Source organism: Micromonospora sp. NPDC007271 (assembly GCF_040634005.1).
Classification (GTDB): Bacteria; Actinomycetota; Actinomycetes; order Mycobacteriales; family Micromonosporaceae; genus Micromonospora.
Map to the genome: position 1 here is coordinate 19,474 of NZ_JBEYER010000020.1, position 15,279 is coordinate 34,752.

The 15,279-nt window shown below is 71.6% G+C and carries 17 protein-coding genes and 1 other RNA gene; 13 read left to right on the top strand and 5 right to left on the bottom strand.

The window, feature by feature from the left end; genetic code table 11:
* Nucleotides 1-70: 70 nt before the first annotated feature.
* A complete protein-coding gene (locus ABZ570_RS10065; protein ID WP_358059786.1) occupies nucleotides 71-550 on the bottom strand; it encodes a MarR family transcriptional regulator in 480 nt (159 codons plus the stop codon).
* Nucleotides 551-604: 54 nt separating this feature from the next.
* Here ABZ570_RS10065 and ABZ570_RS10070 point away from each other — a divergent pair, with 54 nt between their 5' ends.
* A complete protein-coding gene (locus ABZ570_RS10070) occupies nucleotides 605-1,837 on the top strand; it encodes an MFS transporter (RefSeq protein WP_358059789.1) in 1,233 nt (410 codons plus the stop codon).
* 66 nt (nucleotides 1,838-1,903) lie between these two features.
* On the opposite strand, the gene ABZ570_RS10075 is transcribed toward ABZ570_RS10070, so the two are convergent.
* On the bottom strand, nucleotides 1,904-2,665 hold the full coding sequence (locus ABZ570_RS10075) for a sulfite exporter TauE/SafE family protein (RefSeq protein WP_358059792.1): 762 nt from the start codon (nucleotides 2,663-2,665) through the stop codon (nucleotides 1,904-1,906).
* Between the two features lie 226 nt (nucleotides 2,666-2,891).
* On the opposite strand from ABZ570_RS10075, the gene rnpB reads away from it, so the two are divergent.
* Nucleotides 2,892-3,301: RNase P RNA component class A (gene rnpB, locus ABZ570_RS10080), an RNA gene on the top strand.
* A gap of 451 nt (nucleotides 3,302-3,752) precedes the next feature.
* A complete protein-coding gene (locus tag ABZ570_RS10085) occupies nucleotides 3,753-4,295 on the top strand; it encodes a dihydrofolate reductase family protein (protein ID WP_358059795.1) in 543 nt (180 codons plus the stop codon).
* Nucleotides 4,296-5,259: 964 nt separating this feature from the next.
* On the opposite strand, the gene ABZ570_RS10090 is transcribed toward ABZ570_RS10085, so the two are convergent.
* Complete coding sequence (locus ABZ570_RS10090; RefSeq protein ID WP_358059798.1) at nucleotides 5,260-5,730, bottom strand: VOC family protein; 471 nt, start codon at nucleotides 5,728-5,730, stop codon at nucleotides 5,260-5,262.
* A 173-nt stretch (nucleotides 5,731-5,903) separates the two neighbouring features.
* On the opposite strand from ABZ570_RS10090, the gene ABZ570_RS10095 reads away from it, so the two are divergent.
* The 9 genes from ABZ570_RS10095 to npdG all read left to right on the top strand — a co-directional run bounded on the left by ABZ570_RS10095 (nucleotide 5,904) and on the right by npdG (nucleotide 13,011).
* On the top strand, nucleotides 5,904-6,434 hold the full coding sequence (locus tag ABZ570_RS10095) for a GNAT family N-acetyltransferase (protein WP_358059801.1): 531 nt from the start codon (nucleotides 5,904-5,906) through the stop codon (nucleotides 6,432-6,434).
* Between the two features lie 31 nt (nucleotides 6,435-6,465).
* Entirely contained in the window at nucleotides 6,466-6,936 is a 471-nt protein-coding gene (locus tag ABZ570_RS10100) for a hypothetical protein (RefSeq protein ID WP_358059804.1), read from the top strand.
* Between the two features lie 78 nt (nucleotides 6,937-7,014).
* Nucleotides 7,015-7,743 carry a hypothetical protein gene (locus ABZ570_RS10105; RefSeq protein WP_358059806.1) on the top strand — a complete coding sequence of 243 codons (729 nt, stop codon included), beginning with the start codon at nucleotides 7,015-7,017 and terminating at the stop codon, nucleotides 7,741-7,743.
* A 113-nt stretch (nucleotides 7,744-7,856) separates the two neighbouring features.
* Nucleotides 7,857-8,189, top strand: coding sequence for a PadR family transcriptional regulator (locus ABZ570_RS10110; RefSeq protein WP_358059809.1), 333 nt, complete (start codon nucleotides 7,857-7,859; stop codon nucleotides 8,187-8,189).
* On the top strand, nucleotides 8,183-9,154 hold the full coding sequence (locus ABZ570_RS10115) for a hypothetical protein (protein WP_358059812.1): 972 nt from the start codon (nucleotides 8,183-8,185) through the stop codon (nucleotides 9,152-9,154). The genes ABZ570_RS10110 and ABZ570_RS10115 overlap by 7 nt, the downstream gene beginning before the upstream one ends.
* A 251-nt stretch (nucleotides 9,155-9,405) precedes the next feature.
* On the top strand, nucleotides 9,406-9,609 hold the full coding sequence (locus tag ABZ570_RS10120; protein WP_358059815.1) for a hypothetical protein: 204 nt from the start codon (nucleotides 9,406-9,408) through the stop codon (nucleotides 9,607-9,609).
* Between the two features lie 77 nt (nucleotides 9,610-9,686).
* Nucleotides 9,687-10,622: a histone gene (locus ABZ570_RS10125; protein ID WP_358059818.1), complete on the top strand. Its 936-nt coding sequence runs from the start codon at nucleotides 9,687-9,689 to the stop codon at nucleotides 10,620-10,622.
* A gap of 78 nt (nucleotides 10,623-10,700) precedes the next feature.
* A complete protein-coding gene (locus ABZ570_RS10130) occupies nucleotides 10,701-12,194 on the top strand; it encodes an RNB domain-containing ribonuclease (protein WP_358059821.1) in 1,494 nt (497 codons plus the stop codon).
* Between the two features lie 118 nt (nucleotides 12,195-12,312).
* Entirely contained in the window at nucleotides 12,313-13,011 is a 699-nt protein-coding gene (gene npdG, locus ABZ570_RS10135; RefSeq protein ID WP_358059824.1) for an NADPH-dependent F420 reductase, read from the top strand.
* On the opposite strand, the gene ABZ570_RS10140 is transcribed toward npdG, so the two are convergent.
* Nucleotides 12,998-13,450, bottom strand: coding sequence for a DUF402 domain-containing protein (locus ABZ570_RS10140; protein ID WP_358059827.1), 453 nt, complete (start codon nucleotides 13,448-13,450; stop codon nucleotides 12,998-13,000). The genes npdG and ABZ570_RS10140 overlap by 14 nt on opposite strands.
* A 131-nt stretch (nucleotides 13,451-13,581) precedes the next feature.
* Here ABZ570_RS10140 and ABZ570_RS10145 point away from each other — a divergent pair, with 131 nt between their 5' ends.
* Nucleotides 13,582-14,013, top strand: a complete 432-nt coding sequence (locus tag ABZ570_RS10145) for a VOC family protein (protein WP_358059830.1) — start codon at nucleotides 13,582-13,584, stop codon at nucleotides 14,011-14,013.
* Nucleotides 14,014-14,338: 325 nt separating this feature from the next.
* On the opposite strand, the gene panB is transcribed toward ABZ570_RS10145, so the two are convergent.
* On the bottom strand, nucleotides 14,339-15,184 hold the full coding sequence (gene panB / locus ABZ570_RS10150) for a 3-methyl-2-oxobutanoate hydroxymethyltransferase (RefSeq protein ID WP_358059833.1): 846 nt from the start codon (nucleotides 15,182-15,184) through the stop codon (nucleotides 14,339-14,341).
* Nucleotides 15,185-15,279: the final 95 nt, after the last annotated feature.

Sequence of the window (15,279 nt, forward strand, 5' to 3'; positions counted from 1 at the left end):
GGGGCCCCCTGTTAACGCCTGGCGTTGTACAGGGGGCCCCTGCTAACTCCAATGGCAGACCGGCGTGGGGTCAGCGGGGGCGGTTGCGTGAGTCGAGGGCCTCGTTGAGGCGGTGCAGCATCGTCGCGAGGGCCTCCCGGTCATCGCTGGTCCAGCCGGCGAGGATGTCGCCGTACAGCCGGGTGCGGGCCGCCTGGACGGCGGCCATCCGCTGCAGCCCCGCCTGGGTGGGAGAGACCAGGGTGCCGCGCCCGTCGGCGGGGTCCGGCGTACGGGTGATCAGGTCGTCGCGCTGCATGGCGGAGACCTGGCGGGTGACCGTGGAGCCGTCCAGGTTCAGCCGCGCGGCCAGCCCCGAGACGTTCTGCGGGCCGGCGCTGTCCAGGTAGCGCAGGATCACGTACGCCGCCCGGTCCAGCACCCGGTGCTCGGCCGTGCCGGTGGCCCGGCGGGTCGCCTCGCCCAGCCGCATCAGCAGCGCGATCTCGGTCTCGATCCGGCCGAGCGTGACCTCGTTCGCACCCGTTCCCGTCGTGTGGTCGTCGCTCATAGCTGTATGATACAACCGAATTACCTGTACGATACAGCTATCTGGGGAGGCGGAGTGGATCGGCAGTCCGAGCCCAACCGCAGTGCCATCTACGCCACCACGCTGGTGGCGTTCCTCGCCATCGCCGGCATCGCCGTCGTCGACCCGATCCTGCCCGCCATCGGTGCGGCGATCGGGGTCACCGCCTGGCAGGTCGAGCTGCTGTTCACCGCGTACATCGCGGTGATGGCGGTCGGCATGATCCCGGCGACCCTCGCCAGCGGGAAGTTCGGCTTCAAGCCCGTGCTGATCACCGGTGTCACGGTGGTCGGCGCCGCCGCGATCCTCGCGTCGTTCAGCAACGACATCGTGCAGCTCTCCGTGCTGCGCGGCGTGTGGGGGCTGGGCAACGCGATGTTCTTCGCCACCGCGATGGTGGTGCTGGTCAACCTCGCGAACGACCGGGAGTGGGTGGTCGGCCTCTTCGAGACCGCGCTCGGGCTCGGCTTCGCCGTCGGCCCGCTCATCGGCGGCCTGCTCGGCCAGGTGAGCTGGCGGCTGCCGTTCTTCGTCTGCGGCGTCTTCATGGTGCTCGCGCTGGCCGTGGCCGCGCGCAAGCTCCGCGAGCCGGCCAGCCGGCAGGCCCCCGTACGCATCGGCCAGATCTTCTCGACGTACCGCAAGCCGGCGTTCATCACCCTCTGCGTGGTGACCGCCACCTACAACTTCGTCTTCTTCGTGGTGCTCGGCTACACGCCGCTCTACCTGCACCTCGACGTGATCCCGCTGGGGCTGGCCTTCACCGGGTGGGGCCTCGGCCTGGCCGCCGGCATCCTGCTCATCGGCCACCGGCTCGCGCACCGGATCGGCGCCGTCCAGACCGTCGGTGTCGCCATCGCCGGCCTGCTGGTCTGCATGGTGCTCTTCGCCACCTCCTCCGGCACCACCGAGTCGCTGGTGGTGCTGGTGCTCGCCGGCCTGTTCATGGGTCTGGCCAACGCCAACCTCACCGACCTGGCGCTCGGCCTCGGCTCCGCCGACCGGCGGGTCGCCACCGGGGCGTTCAACCTGGTCCGCTGGGGCGCCGCCGCGCCGGCCCCGATCATCTCCGGCAAGCTCGCCGAACACGGACTGGCCCTGCCGTTCTGGGTCGGCTTCGGGGTGCTCGCCGTCGGCGTACTGATCTATCTCGCCTTCGCGCACCTGATGGCCGCCGGCTACGGCGAGCGGGTGCTCTGGTCGAGGTGGAACCGGGCCGCCCGCGGCGCCGAGCACTCCCCGGAGGAGCCGGTCGGCGAGGCGTACTGACGTTCCCTCCTGGTCGAACCGCCCCGGCGCAGCCTCGCGCCGGGGCGGTTCGGCGTCCGGGCCTGCTCAGCGCAGGGCGCGCCAGAGCAGGTAGAGACCGATCACCGTGCCGAAGACCACGATGACGGTCTTCAGCACCACCGACGGGAGCCGGCGAACCAGCCGGGCACCCAGGTAGCCGCCGGCCACCGTGGCCGGTGCGATCACCGCGGCGGCCACCCAGTGGACCGGCCCGAAGAGCGCGAACACCACCAGCGTGGTCAGCCCCACCACCGCCGAGAGCAGGTTCTTGATGGCGCTCACCCGGGCCAGGGTGGTGTCCAGCACCAGCGCCAGCCCGGCCACCAGCATCACCCCGAGCGCCGCGCCGAAGTAGCCGCCGTACACGGAACCGACCGCGACCATGGCCTGCACGCTGAGGGTACGGCGGCGCGGGCTCAGGTCGGCCGGGTGGCCGACCAACCGGCGCAGTGGATCCTGGAAGGCGAGCACGGCGGTCGCGCCCAGCACCAGGAACGGCACCACCAGCTCGAACGCCCGCGCCGGGGTGGACAGCAGCAGCAGGCAGCCGACGCCCGTGCCGAGCACGGTGGTGGGCAGCAGGCTCCACAGCTGCCGCCCGCGCGGCAGGTCCATCCGGCTGCCGGCCACGCTGGCGACGTACCCGGGGAACACCGACACGGAGTTGGTGACGTTGGCGGGGACCGGGGGGAGGCCGATCGCGATCAGAGCCGGGAAGGTGATGAGGGAACCGCCCCCGGCCACCGCGTTCACCATGCCCGCGGCGAGACCTGCGGTGACCAGGAGCGCGGCGTCGGAGAGGTCCATGATCCCCAGAGGCTAGTACGACCCACCGTGAACTCAACCTTTCGCTGCCCTCCCGCGTCGTTCCGGGCGGGACGGCCCGACGAGGAGGGTGACGCCGGCCGCTCCCGTCGCCACGCCGGCTGTGCTGGCGATCGCCTGGTAGCTGATCAAACGGTGGCTGGTGTGCTGACCGGCCTGCCGGGAAATGGCGGCGGCTTGGGGATCGTTAGTATGAGGGCGCGACGGACGAGTCGACCGGGCGGTCGCGTCGACGGGCTGCGGCTCGTCGCCGAGGAACGTCCGGACTCCACAGGGCAGGGTGGTTGCTAACGGCAACCCGGGGTGACCCGCGGGACAGTGCCACAGAAAACAGACCGCCGGCCCGAAACGGGACGGTAAGGGTGAAACGGTGGGGTAAGAGCCCACCAGCATCCCGGGTGACCGGGATGGCTCGGTAAACCCCACCCGGAGCAAGGCCAAGAAAGGGTCGTCGCCGCGAGGCGACGGTCCGCGCAGACGCTTGAGGGCGGCCCGCCCGATGTCTGCGGGTAGGCCGCTGGAGCCTGCCGGTGACGGCAGGCCGAGATGGATGGCCGCCGCCGACGCGCCCTCGGGCAGCGTCGGTCACAGAATCCGGCGTACAGGTCGACTCGTCCGTCGCCCACCAGCTCAGAGACCTGATCAAGGCTGTGGCCTGGTTCTATGTTCGGGTGTCGATGGTCGTCGTTGGTCAACTTTGGCCGGCGTTTGACGCCCTGGGGACGCCCTGACGCCCTGGTGACGCCCTGGCGGAGCTTCAGTTTGAAAGGACGAAGATCACGGCCGGCAGGGACCTGGTGGGCCAGGTCATGGCAGGAAGCGCGTGACCATTCGTGCCTGCACGCCATGTCGCCGGTGGTCTGCGGTGTCCACCGGCGGGCTTGGCTGTACCGATGGCTGTACAGCCACCTTCTAATCCGCAGATTCCTGTTGATGGCTCCCGTCAGCGGAGCGTGCGCTCGGACGTCTCGGAATGGTGTTCGTAGTCGCGGACCAGACGGCGGTGTCTTACGCTGGGCCATCGCATCGTCATCGCGGCGACCGCCGCCGGAACGAAGGAAACCAGAGCATGCGTAAGGTCGTGGTCTATGAGCTGCTGTCTTTAGACGGAGTTGCCGAAGAGCCGGGAAACTGGATGTTCGACGTCGATCAGCAGGTTTTCGAGAACCTTTCCAGCGTCATCAGCACGCAGGATACCGTGCTGCTGGGACGCGGCACGTACGACTACTGGGTGGATTATTGGCCCAGCTCGGACGTCGAACCGTTCGCCAGCTTTATCAACCGCACAGCCAAGCACGTCATCACGTCCAGTAAGCCCGCCACGGAGTGGGCTGGGACGGTCTTGGTGGATGTCCCCGTCGCCGACTATGTTGCGTCTCTAAAGCGTCAGGAGGGCGGTGACATCGGAGTACACGGCAGCATCAGCTTGGCCCAGTCGCTCCTCAAAGCGGGATTGGTCGACGAGCTGCGACTGGTCATCACTCCGACGCTAGCCCACGACGGGCGAAGGCTGTTCGACCACGACGACACGCTGCGCCGGCTGACGCTGCTTGACGCGCAGTCCACACCTTCCGGACACCTGCTCTTGGGGTACCGCGCCCTTCCGGCCTGAGCGCCGATCGAGACATGCCGCTGACCCTGGCCGCTACACGAGGTACAAGCGGGACTCGTGAGAAAGATCGAGTGGAGAGCCGCCAGTCTGCCCCCATCCACCGGATAGATGCCAGGGACTGCGGCGCCCGGTCGGGGTCAAGGGTGGCCGTAGGCCATCGGCGTGCCGACGCGCAGCGCCCTTGACGCCGTCCGGGTGGCGTAGAGGATCGGGCAGCCGGGGGATGGGTCACGCCCTGGTCCTCGTCGTCGTCGAACCGCGAACAGTGCCCGCATGACTCGGGGGCAAGCAGCTCTGCTGCGCGGCAGCGATCGCCCCGCCCTCGATGGAGAGCAACCCCGATGGCGATCGTCCCGCCTCAGCGCCTCATGCTCTTGGTGCTCCGCAGCGTGGCCGGCCGGCCCGGCCGATGCCGGCCGGAGGTCACCAGCAGGCCGAGGCCGGGCCGGCGTGCCCCGCTTGCGGGCCGCCTTGGCACCGGCTGGGTACATGTCGTGCGGCAACTCAAGCAGCCCATACTGTTCGAGTGCCGTCGCTCAGATGCCCCGAATGCGGCAATCCGATCGATCCCGACGGACCGGCAGTAAGCCAGGACCGTAGACCCGGCAGCGGTTCCGAATGGAGCCCGGCTCGGTGGGTGCCGTACGTGTACGACCTCCGGGCCAACCCACGGCGGCTCGTCCACGCAGAATGCTTCGGGCGTAGCGCCGGCATCAAAGCCCTGGTTGAGGTGATGCATCGCCAGGACGAGATCTACTACCGCGACCGCGCGAGGCTCTGGGAGCTAGAACGGCGGCAGCGGGACGAGACTTAGCTCCCGATGCTCACCCTGTGACCGTCAGCATCTACACCATGAGCAGCCGTGCCAGCCGGTAGGTAGCCACGGAGCGTTCAGGTTTAGGCCGTCGAAGTGCCGCTGTTGGCCAGTCTTGTCCTCTGCATCGGGCACGGATCGGGCACACACTTAGTCGCTGAGCTGCCGGCGGGCCTCCCGCTCCATCATCGCGTTGAAGCGTTCATCACGTTCCCCTGCCGGCCGGCGGGCGGTGTAGACGATCGTGTACCCGTCCGGGTCGGTTAGCCGCAGGTCACGAGTGTTCCACGGCGTTTCGGATGGTCCGTCCACAACGCCGCCGCCATGTATCCGGGCGCGCTCGGCGATCGTATCCAACTGCTCGGCGGTGGCCATGAAGCTCGTGGTCCATTCACCACCAACCGGCGCCACTCCCTTGCGCACCAGAATGTCCTGGTACCGCCAGCGGCGAAGATGGACCAACGCCGGCACGCCGTCGGGACCGGGCATCGTAAAGAGAGATATGAAATCAAGCCCGTTGACGTACCAGTCGACGGCGCGGTCAAGATCCGCGACCGCCAAAGTTACGAACGCCGGCATGCCGTAGATGTCACGCGTGACCTCGGGTGTGATGTCGTCCATGCAGGCGACCATAAAGACTGACGTAGCGGAAGACTCAAGGACGTCGTCCAGACGTTGAAGCGGAACTTGGAGTCGCTAGCCCGCCACCAGCGGGAACGGGGCTCGACGCCTGCTCACACGGCGACTCTGGCTGTCATCGCTGGTCGTGACGGCTGTACGGGTAAGGTTCGGCCATGCCGGAGTGGGTGCGCCTTCAGTTGGACATTGACGAGTTCGACGATCACGCTTTCGAGCCGTACCTGCGTCGGGCGCGCGCGTCGGGCATCGACTTCGCGACGATGGCCGAACTTGGTGACACCCCCGATCACCGGCGGGCGCTCTACGACCTCAACAAGACCTGCTCGGCCGACATCCCTGATCGGGGGGAGTTCTACACCTACGAGGAATATCTCGCTCAACGCATTGATGCACCTACCTTCAACCCCGGCGGCGTCGTCCTCGCCCTTCACGGCAACGAGTGGATCGGAATGTCGGCCACCTCGCTGCACCCGGACCGGGGGCTCGCGTTCAGCGAGATGACCGGCGTCCTCGGGCCGTACCGTGGGCAGGGCCTGTCGCTGGCGATGAAGCTGCTGGCGATCCGATTTGTTCGATTGTCCGGCTACCGGTGGCTCGGGACGCTTCATCACCCGGGTAACGCGTCCGCGATCGCTATGAACCGGCGACTCGGTTTCGTTGATCAGGCTGCCGGCACCGTCGCGTGAGCTTGCCCAGCAGACCTGCGAGCATGTCCGAATGCATCTGGTCCTTGAACCACCGGACACCCTTGGCTGGCTGCGTATCGGAATGAGCCGTACCGAGGCGGGTTTGGCTCTGGACCGCTTCAAGGACGCCGCTGCGGTCTCCGAGTCCGACCGGCCGGGGCTGAACGTCTTCCGGCCAAGCGGCCTGATGATCAGCGTGTCGTGCGGGGCCGGCGGGACGGTGGAAGCCATCGAGCTGGGGCGGCCGTACAAGGGTGGCGACACGGTGACATACCAGGGTGTGGACGTGTTCGCCCTGCCCGCCAGGGAGGTCGTCAACCAGCTGAGCCGGACCGTGCGTCTTGTCGAGGAGGACGACGGCGCCTCGTTCGTCGCCCCCGACCTTCTCCTGTCGTTCTGGCGCTCGTTCGTCGAAGACGATGACCCGGCCGAGACTCAGGGCTACTACTTCAACGCGGTACTGCTCGCCCGCCCTGGCTATTACGACGGTCCGACGGGCTAGCGATGTCGCAGCCGGACCTCCCGGATGTCGAGCTGTTCGGCGGCGGCGTTTCTTGACCTGCTGCCGTACCGTCACCGCATGATCGCCACGATCCTCCGTGCGACGGCTCGTCACCGTCGCACGATCCTGGCCGCGGGCGTCGTGGTGGCCGTCGTGGACGCCGCGGCGGCGGCGCTGGTGCCGTACGGTGGCCAACGGCTGATTCCGGTGCTCGCCGTGGTCGGGGTTCTGCTGAGCCTGGGGCTGGCGAGCTGGCTCCAGCGGCGTCCGGCGATGTTCGTGGCGCAGCCGGACGTGCCCGCCTTCGACGGCCCGGTCCGGGCGGGGCCGGTCTACCTGGCCCTCTGCGTGCTGCTGCTCGCGGCGGAGGCGGTGGGGAAACTGCTCCGCTCGGTCGGCACCTCGGCGGCGCTCGACTCGTTGCTACCTGCCATATCCATGCTGTTCTTCGCCGCCCTGTTCGTTGTCGCGACATGGCGTGGGCTCGGCGTCCAGCTACGGCCGGAGGGCGTGCGCGTCCGCGAGGTCTGGGGGACCCTGACGGTGCCGTGGGAGGCGTTGCCGGTGGGGCAGACGCACCGCCCCGCCGACCAGCCGACCCGGCTGCGCCTCGTGTGCGCCCGGCCCGAGCTGGTGCGACGCCGTGGGCGGGTGGCGAAGGAGACGCTACCCACGGACAACATCGACGCTCAGTTCCTCGCCGACGTCATCCGGTACTACGTCCTGCACCCCGAGCGCCGGGGCGCGATCGGCACCGAAGTCGAGCACCGTCGCCTGCAGGACGCCCTGGGCGACCAGCAGCGTTGACCGATCCCCGCAGCCGGTGCCGGGGCATCGTGTCCACTCTGAAAGGTGGCTGACCGCTGGCGCGTCTCCGGATGGGAGTGGCCACCTATGTAGAGTTCCGATACAGTGCCGTCATGCGAATGACGATCCCGGTGGCGAAGGTGCTCGCCGCCCTGCTCGCCGACCCCGAGGCCCCGCGCTACGGGCTCGACCTGATGAAGCTCACCGGCCTGCCCAGCGGCACCCTCTACCCGGTGCTGCACCGGCTCCAGACGGCCGGGTGGCTCGCCGCCGAGTGGGAGGAGGTCGACCCGGTCGCCGCCGGTCGACCCGCGCGCCGCTACTACCGGCTCACCCCCGAAGGGGTACGCGCCGCCCGGCCGGCGCTGGCCGAGCTGCGGGCCCTCGCCCCGGACGGTCGGGCGCCCCGGGGCGGCATCGCGCCGACGGGAGCCCCGGCGTGGTGACCCGGCGGCTGGCCGGGTTCCTGCTGCGGTCGGCGGTGCGGCGCTGGCCGGCGGAGCTGCGCGACGAGCTGTCCCGGGAGTGGCAGGGCGAGCTGCACGTGCTGGCCGAGCGGGGGGAGCGCTGGCGGATGCTGGGCTTCGCCGCCAGCCTGGCCGTCAGCCGGCCCGGCGCGCCGGTCGTCGACCGGGCCCGGTTCGACGCCCGGGCCCGCCGGACGGCCGCCACGCTGCTGCTGGCCCCGCCGACCTGCCTGGCGATCCTGGTGCTCGCGGCGGTCGTGTCCAACGGGCTGGTCGCGCAGGTGGGCCTCGTCGGGGGCCGGACCGTCCCGCAGGCGCTGGTGGTGAGCGCCCTCACCGCCGTGCTCGCGGTGTGGTTCGCCCGACGGGTCGGCCGGGGCGCCGCGCGTACCGCCCTGCGCGGGCGGCTGGGTCCGGCGCTCGGCGTGGTGCTGCCCATCGCCCTCACCGCGGTCGCCATCGAGTACGCGCTGAACGAGACCACCGACGACCTGGTACGTGCCGTACCCGGACTGGTGGTCTGGCTGACCGGTCTGGCGCTGGTGCTGTGGGGCGTCGGGACGCTGGCCGGCTGGGGCCGCGTTTGGGCCGCCTGGTGCCTGGGCGTGCTCGGCGCGCTGGTCGCCGCGGACGTGGCGGTGGTGCTCACCGTGGTCAACCACATCCCGGCCGGCCCGGACACCGTCATCGACGGGGTGGCGCAGGGCGACACCGTCGACCGGATCTCCGCGCCGCTGTGGCTCTTCACCTGCTGGACCGACTGGTCGTTCGGGCTGCCCCGTCCGACGAGGGAGGAGCTGTTCCTGATCGGTGACCTGGTCGAGCTGCAGCCCTTCCTGTACCTGGCCTGCACCCCGTACGCGCTGGCGTACGTCGTCGGGGCCGCGCGGTCGGCGGGCCCGGACGGCGTTCCGGCGGCGGAGCCGGTCGCGTCGCCGGCCTGACCGCGACCGGCCGGCCGGGTGGTTCTCAGCCGGACCAGCTCACGACCCGGGCCCACCCGCACTCCGGACCGGCCCCCGTACCGGCCGTCGTGCCGGTACTGCCGGCCGCGAGGCGTCGGGGTCACCCGCCGTTCAGCCGTCTTTTCCCGTTCCGCCCCGCCCGGCCGGGAGCACGTCTACTGTGGAGAACATCGGCGACTATTTGCGGCGTTCCGGTGGCGGCCGGGCGCGTCGCGTTGCACAGTGATCGCATGAGCGACGACGGAAGTGGTGAGCACTACTACTGGTGCACGCGACACCACCGGGTCGAGACCGATGCCGACGTGTGCCCCGCGAAGCACGTTCTCGGACCGTACGCCTCGGCCGCCGACGCAGCGAACGCCCTGCAGCAGGTGCGGGAGCGCAACGAAGCGTGGGACGCCGAGGACGCCCGTTGGGCCGGGGAGGACAGGTAGACGGCGCGGGACGACCCGCGTCGAGGTACTCGTGCGCTCCGCGACGGCGGAGGCACGTCCCCAAGAAGGGAACCGAGATGGCCGAAGCACAGCAGGCCACCACCCGCCCGGCCAGAGCCCGTCGGACCGCGAAGCAGACCACCGTCCCCCGGCGGACCGTGGGGGCGGCCACCGCCCGCACCGCCACGGTCACCAAGGCGTCCCCGAACGCCTCGGGAGCCGGCGCCGGCCGGGTACCGGCGAAGCAGGCGGTCGCGAAGAAGGCGGCCGCCAGAAAGGCCGTGTCGGCGGCGCGGAAGGCCCCCGCGAAGCAGGCCACGGCCCCGGCCACGAAGGCGCCCGCCAAGAAGGCCACGGCCACCAGGGCCGCCGCGAAGAAGGCGCCCGCCACGAGAGCCACCGTGGCGAAGGCTCCGGCCAAGAAGGCCACCGTGAAGCGGGCCCCGGCCAAGCGGGCCACCGTGGCGAAGGCCCCGGCCAAGAAGGCCACCGCCAGGAAGACCGCGGCGGCGAAGAAGGCCCCCGCGAAGAAGGCCACGGCCGCGGCGCGGAAGACCACGACCGTGGCGAAGAAGGCCCCCGCCCGGACCACGGCTGCGGCCCGGAAGGTCACCTCCACCGGAAGAAAGGCCACCGCCGCGGTGACGAAGACCGCGGCGAGGAAAGCCGGCCCGGCGGTGAAGAAGGCCACGGCGAAGACGACGGCCGCGGCGAAACGGGCTCCGGCGAAGAAGACCACGGCCGCGACGAAACGGGCTCCGGCGAAGAAGACCACGGCCGCGGCGAAGAAGGCTCCGGCGAGGAAGGCCACCGGCACCTCCTCGACCGCGCGTAAGGCGGCGGGCCGGAAGGCGACCGCCACGGCGTCGTCCGTGAGCGGCCTCGAGGCCAGGACGAGCACCTCCACCGGCACCCACAAGCGGCTCACCGCCGCCCGGAAGCCGGCCGGTACGAGGGTCGCGGCGGGCCGGTCGACGGCCAAGCTGGCGAGCACCCGGCGGAGGGCCGGCTGAGCTCCGGGGCCCGTCGCTTGACCGGCGCCACGCCGCAGCGGCGGGCGGATCACGCGCCGCGCTGTCAGGATTGACGGCGTGGTGATCCGACGCGTACTGGCGCCCCGTATCGACTTCGGCGCGCTGCGCCGCGAGCTGGGACTGCCCGAGGGCTTTCCGACCGCGGCGCAGCGCGAGGCCGAGGAGTCCGCCGCCGCGCCGTTGCCGGCCGTCGCCGACCGGACCGACATCCCGTTCGTCACCCTCGACCCGGCGGCCTCGCGCGACCTCGACCAGGCGATGCACCTCAGCCGCCGTCGCGGCGGCGGTTTCCGGGTCCGGTACGCGATCGCCGACGTCGCCGCCCACGTACGCCCCGGCGGGGCGCTGGAGGAGGAGACCTGGCGCCGGGGGCAGACCGTGTACCTGCCCGACGGCAACGTGCCGCTGCACCCGCACACGCTCAGCGAGGGGGCGGCCAGCCTGCTGCCCGACGCCGAGCGGGCGGCCGTGCTCTGGACCATCGACCTCGACGCCGGCGGCGACACGGCGGGCGTCGCCCTGGAACGCGCGCGGGTGCGCAGCCGGGCCAAACTCGACTACGTCGGCGTGCAGCTCGCCGCCGACGCCGGTCGACTGCCCGAGCCGATCGCCCTGCTGCCCGAGATCGGTGCCCTGCTCACCGCGCGCGGGCTGCGCCGGGGTGCGATCAACCTGCCCCTGCCCGAGCAGGACGTCGAGCCGGACGGCGACGGCTGGCGGCTGGTGCTGCGTGGGCCCGGCCCGATGGAGGAACACAACGCGCAGATCTCCCTGCTGACCGGGATGGCCGCCGCCGACATCATGCTCGCCGGCCGGATCGGGTTGCTACGGACGATGCCCCGGCCGAAGCCGGAAGCGGTCGAGCGGCTGCGGCTGGCCGCCGGCCCGCTCGGCGTGCCCTGGCCGGCGGGGATGTCGGTCGGCGAGGTGTTGGCCGGGCTGGACGCCTCCCAGCCCCGGGCGGCGGCCTTCATCGACCAGGCGGCCGAGCTGATGCGCGGGGCGGCGTACACCGCCTTCGACGGGCAGCTGCCCGACCAGCCGGAGCACGGCGGGGTGGCGGCGGCGTACGCCCACGTCACGGCGCCGCTGCGCCGGCTGGCCGACCGGTACGCGACCGAGGTCTGCCTGGCCCTGCACGAGGGCCGCGAGGTGCCCGAGTGGGCCCGTGCCGCGCTGCCGAAGCTGCCGGAGGTGATGACGAACACCGACCGGACCGCGTCGGCGGCGACCCGCGGCGCGGTCGAGTTGGCCGAGGCGGTGCTGCTGGAGCACCGGGTGGGGGAGACGTTCGAGGCGGCGGTGCTGGACGTGGACGCCCCACGGCCGGTGGTCGAGGTGCCCCGGCAGCCCGGGGACGGCTCCCGGCCGGCTGGCCCGTCGGGCAACGGCGCGGCGAAGCCGGGACGCCGGCCCGGCGGCACGGTCGCCCTGGACGAGCCGCCGGTCCGCGCCCGGTGCCTCGGTGAGCTGCCGCTCGGCGAGCGCGTCCCGGTCCGCCTGGTCAGCGCCGACCCCGCCCACCGCAAGGTCCTCTTCGAACGCGCCTGACCCACGCCTGACCCGCACCCGCGCCCACGCGCCGCCGCCCCCGTGCCGGGTGGGCGGGCGGCGACTGCCGCTGGGCTCACGCTGTCGGTCGGGGAGTGGGGTTTGCGAGGATGGGCGCATGGCATACGACGCGACCACGCTGCCCGACGTCTCCGGGCTGACCGTCGGCATCATCGGGGGCACCGGTGACCAGGGGCGAGGGCTCGCCTACCGGTTCGCCCGGGCCGGGCAGACCGTGCTGATCGGTTCCCGCTCGGCCGACCGGGCGGCGCAGTCCGCCGCCGAGATCGCCGCGCTGCCCGGCGTGGCGGCGGACGCGACGGTCGCCGGGGTGGACAACGCCGAGGTGGCCCGCCGTAGCGACGCGGTGATCATCGCGGTGCCGTGGGACGGGCACGCCGCCACTGTCGCCGCCCTGGCTGAGCCGCTCGCCGGCAAGATCGTGATCGACTGCGTCAACCCGCTCGGCTTCGACAAGCAGGGCCCGTACGCGCTGTCGGTCGCCGAGGGCAGCGCCGTCCAGCAGGCCGCCGGGCTGCTGCCCGCCTCCCGGGTGTGCGCCGCGTTCAACCACGTCAGCGCGCCGCTGCTGGCCGACCCCGAGATCGACCGGATCGACCTGGACGTGCTGATCTGCACCGAGGACCGGGAGCTGGTCGGGGTGGTCGCCGCGCTCGCCGCCCGGATCCCCGGGATGCGGGGCATCTACGCCGGCCGGCTGCGTAACGCCCACCAGATCGAGGCGTTCACCGCCAACCTGATCGCCATCAACAAGCGCTACAAGGCCCACGCCGGCATCCGCGTCACCGACCTGTGACGGTCAGGATCCAGCGCGGGTCCGGCCGGAAGTTGGTGTGGATACCGTCGAACGGGAACTCGCCCGCCTCGATGAGCGGGATCAGCCGCTCGCCCTCGGCCCGGACGGCGTCGGCGGTCGCCTGATCGAAGGAGAGCGGGTTGCCGACCCGCTCGGTGAACTCATCGGTGTCCTTCCACGCCCATTGCCGTTCCGGCGTCACGACGATGTCGAGGACGTGGTCGGTCGTGTCGACGCCGTCGGGCCGTCGGAGGTACGGCTCCTCCGGGTTGACGTACCAGCCGGAGAAGACGCCCTCCCGGAAGAACCACCACTCCTTGAAGGGCAGGACGGTCAGCTTGGGGTCGCGCATGAGGTCGATGGAGATCTCGTGCGGCGTGTTGCCGTCGGCGTCGACTACCGGCGGGTGATGACCTGCCCAGGCTGGAAGATCATCCACGCACCGTACCGGAATCCGCCGGTCGGGTCCGTCCCGTCCGGGCCCGGCGCTGCCCACGCCGTGCGACCGCCGAACGGTGACGGTGATGCATCGTCGTACCCATGGGGCACCATCGCCGGATGGAGTGGCAGATGACAATCGACTGCAGGGATCCGGGGCGGCTCGTCGGGTTCTGGGCGGAGGCGTTGCGGTACCGGCCGCAGCCGGCTCCGGCGGGGCACGCCACCTGGCGGGACTGGTATCTCTCGGTGGGGGTTCCGGCCGACGAGTTGGGCGACGGCGACTGTGCGGACCGGCTGGAGGATCCCACCGGGGCCGGGCCTCGGATCTGGTTCCAGCCGGTCCCCGAGCCGAAGTCGGTCAAGAACCGGTTGCACATCGACCTGAAGGTCGGCGGCGGCCGGGAGGTGCCGTTACCGGAGCGGCGGGCGAGGGTTGATGCCGAGGTGGCCCGGCTGGTGCCGCTCGGGGCCCGGGTGCTGGGCACGATGGACGACTCGGCGAACGGCCACTACGCCGTGCAGCTCGCCGACCCGGAGGGCAACGAGTTCTGCGTGGTCTGACCGTGGATGATCAGCCGTTGACGTCGGTCGGCCGGAGTGGGCAGCCGGTGCCGGCGCGGGCGGCCAGCTCGGCCCGCAGGGCGGTCAGTTCGGCGATCCGCGCTGCGCGCCGTCCGCGAGCGCCTGGTACGACCTCGTGGTCACGATCGGTTTCGCGACACCCTGGACCTACACGCTGATGCACCGCGTCCCTGCAGGCGGTCGGCGGCAGGCTGGGGCTGGGCAGCCGCGCGGCCTGACCGATGCCTGAGCAGGGCCATGGCCGGAGCGAGGCGCGCGGCGCCGGGGTGGGCGGTGCGGCCGGTGGTCGCACCGCCCGGCGTACTCAGAAGGTGTGCTCGGCGGCGGGGAACTCGCCGCCGCGTACCTCATCGGCGAAGCGGCGGGTGGCCTCGGTCAGCGCGCCGGCCAGGTCGGCGTAGCGCTTGACGAAGCGCGGGGCCCTACCGGTGCGCAGCCCGGCCATGTCCTGCCAGACCAGCACCTGGGCGTCGGTGTCCGGGCCGGCGCCGATGCCGACGGTGGGGATGCGCAGCTCGGCGGTGATCCGCTTGGCCACCTCACCGGGCACCATCTCCAGCACCACCGCGAACGCGCCCGCCTCGGCCACCGCCCGGGCGTCGGCGATCACCTCCTCGGCGCTGTCGCCCCGGCCCTGCACCCGGTAGCCGCCCAGGGTGTGCTCGCTCTGCGGGGTGAAGCCGACGTGCGCCATCACCGGGATGCCGGCCCCGACGATCGCCTCGACCTGCGCGGCGCAGCGCCGGCCGCCCTCCAGCTTCACCGCGTGGCAGCCGCCCTCCTTCATGAACCGCACCGCGGTGCGCAGCGCCTGGGTCGGCCCCTCCTCGTACGAGCCGAAGGGCAGGTCGCCCACGATGAGCGAGTGCTTCGTGGCCCGCACCACCGCGCGGACCAGGGGCAGCAGCTCCTCCGCGGTCACCGGCAGGGTGGTCTCGTAGCCGAAGACGTTGTTCGCCGCCGAGTCCCCGACCAGCAGCACCGGGATCCCCGCCTGGTCGAAGATCGAGGCGGTGTACTGGTCGTACGAGGTGAGCATCGCCCAGCGCTCGCCGCGCTCCTTGGCGGCGATCAGGTCGCGGGTGCGGACCCGTCGGGTGGCCGGCCCGCCGTAGAGGGCGGTGACCTCGGCCGGGGTGGATTCCACCATGACTCTCTCCTTCCTCGAGGCCGCGCTCGCGGTCCCCGGGTTCCGCCGCGATCGTCGCACCGGACGACCGGCCGGCGGCAGGGCGGAGTGGAGGA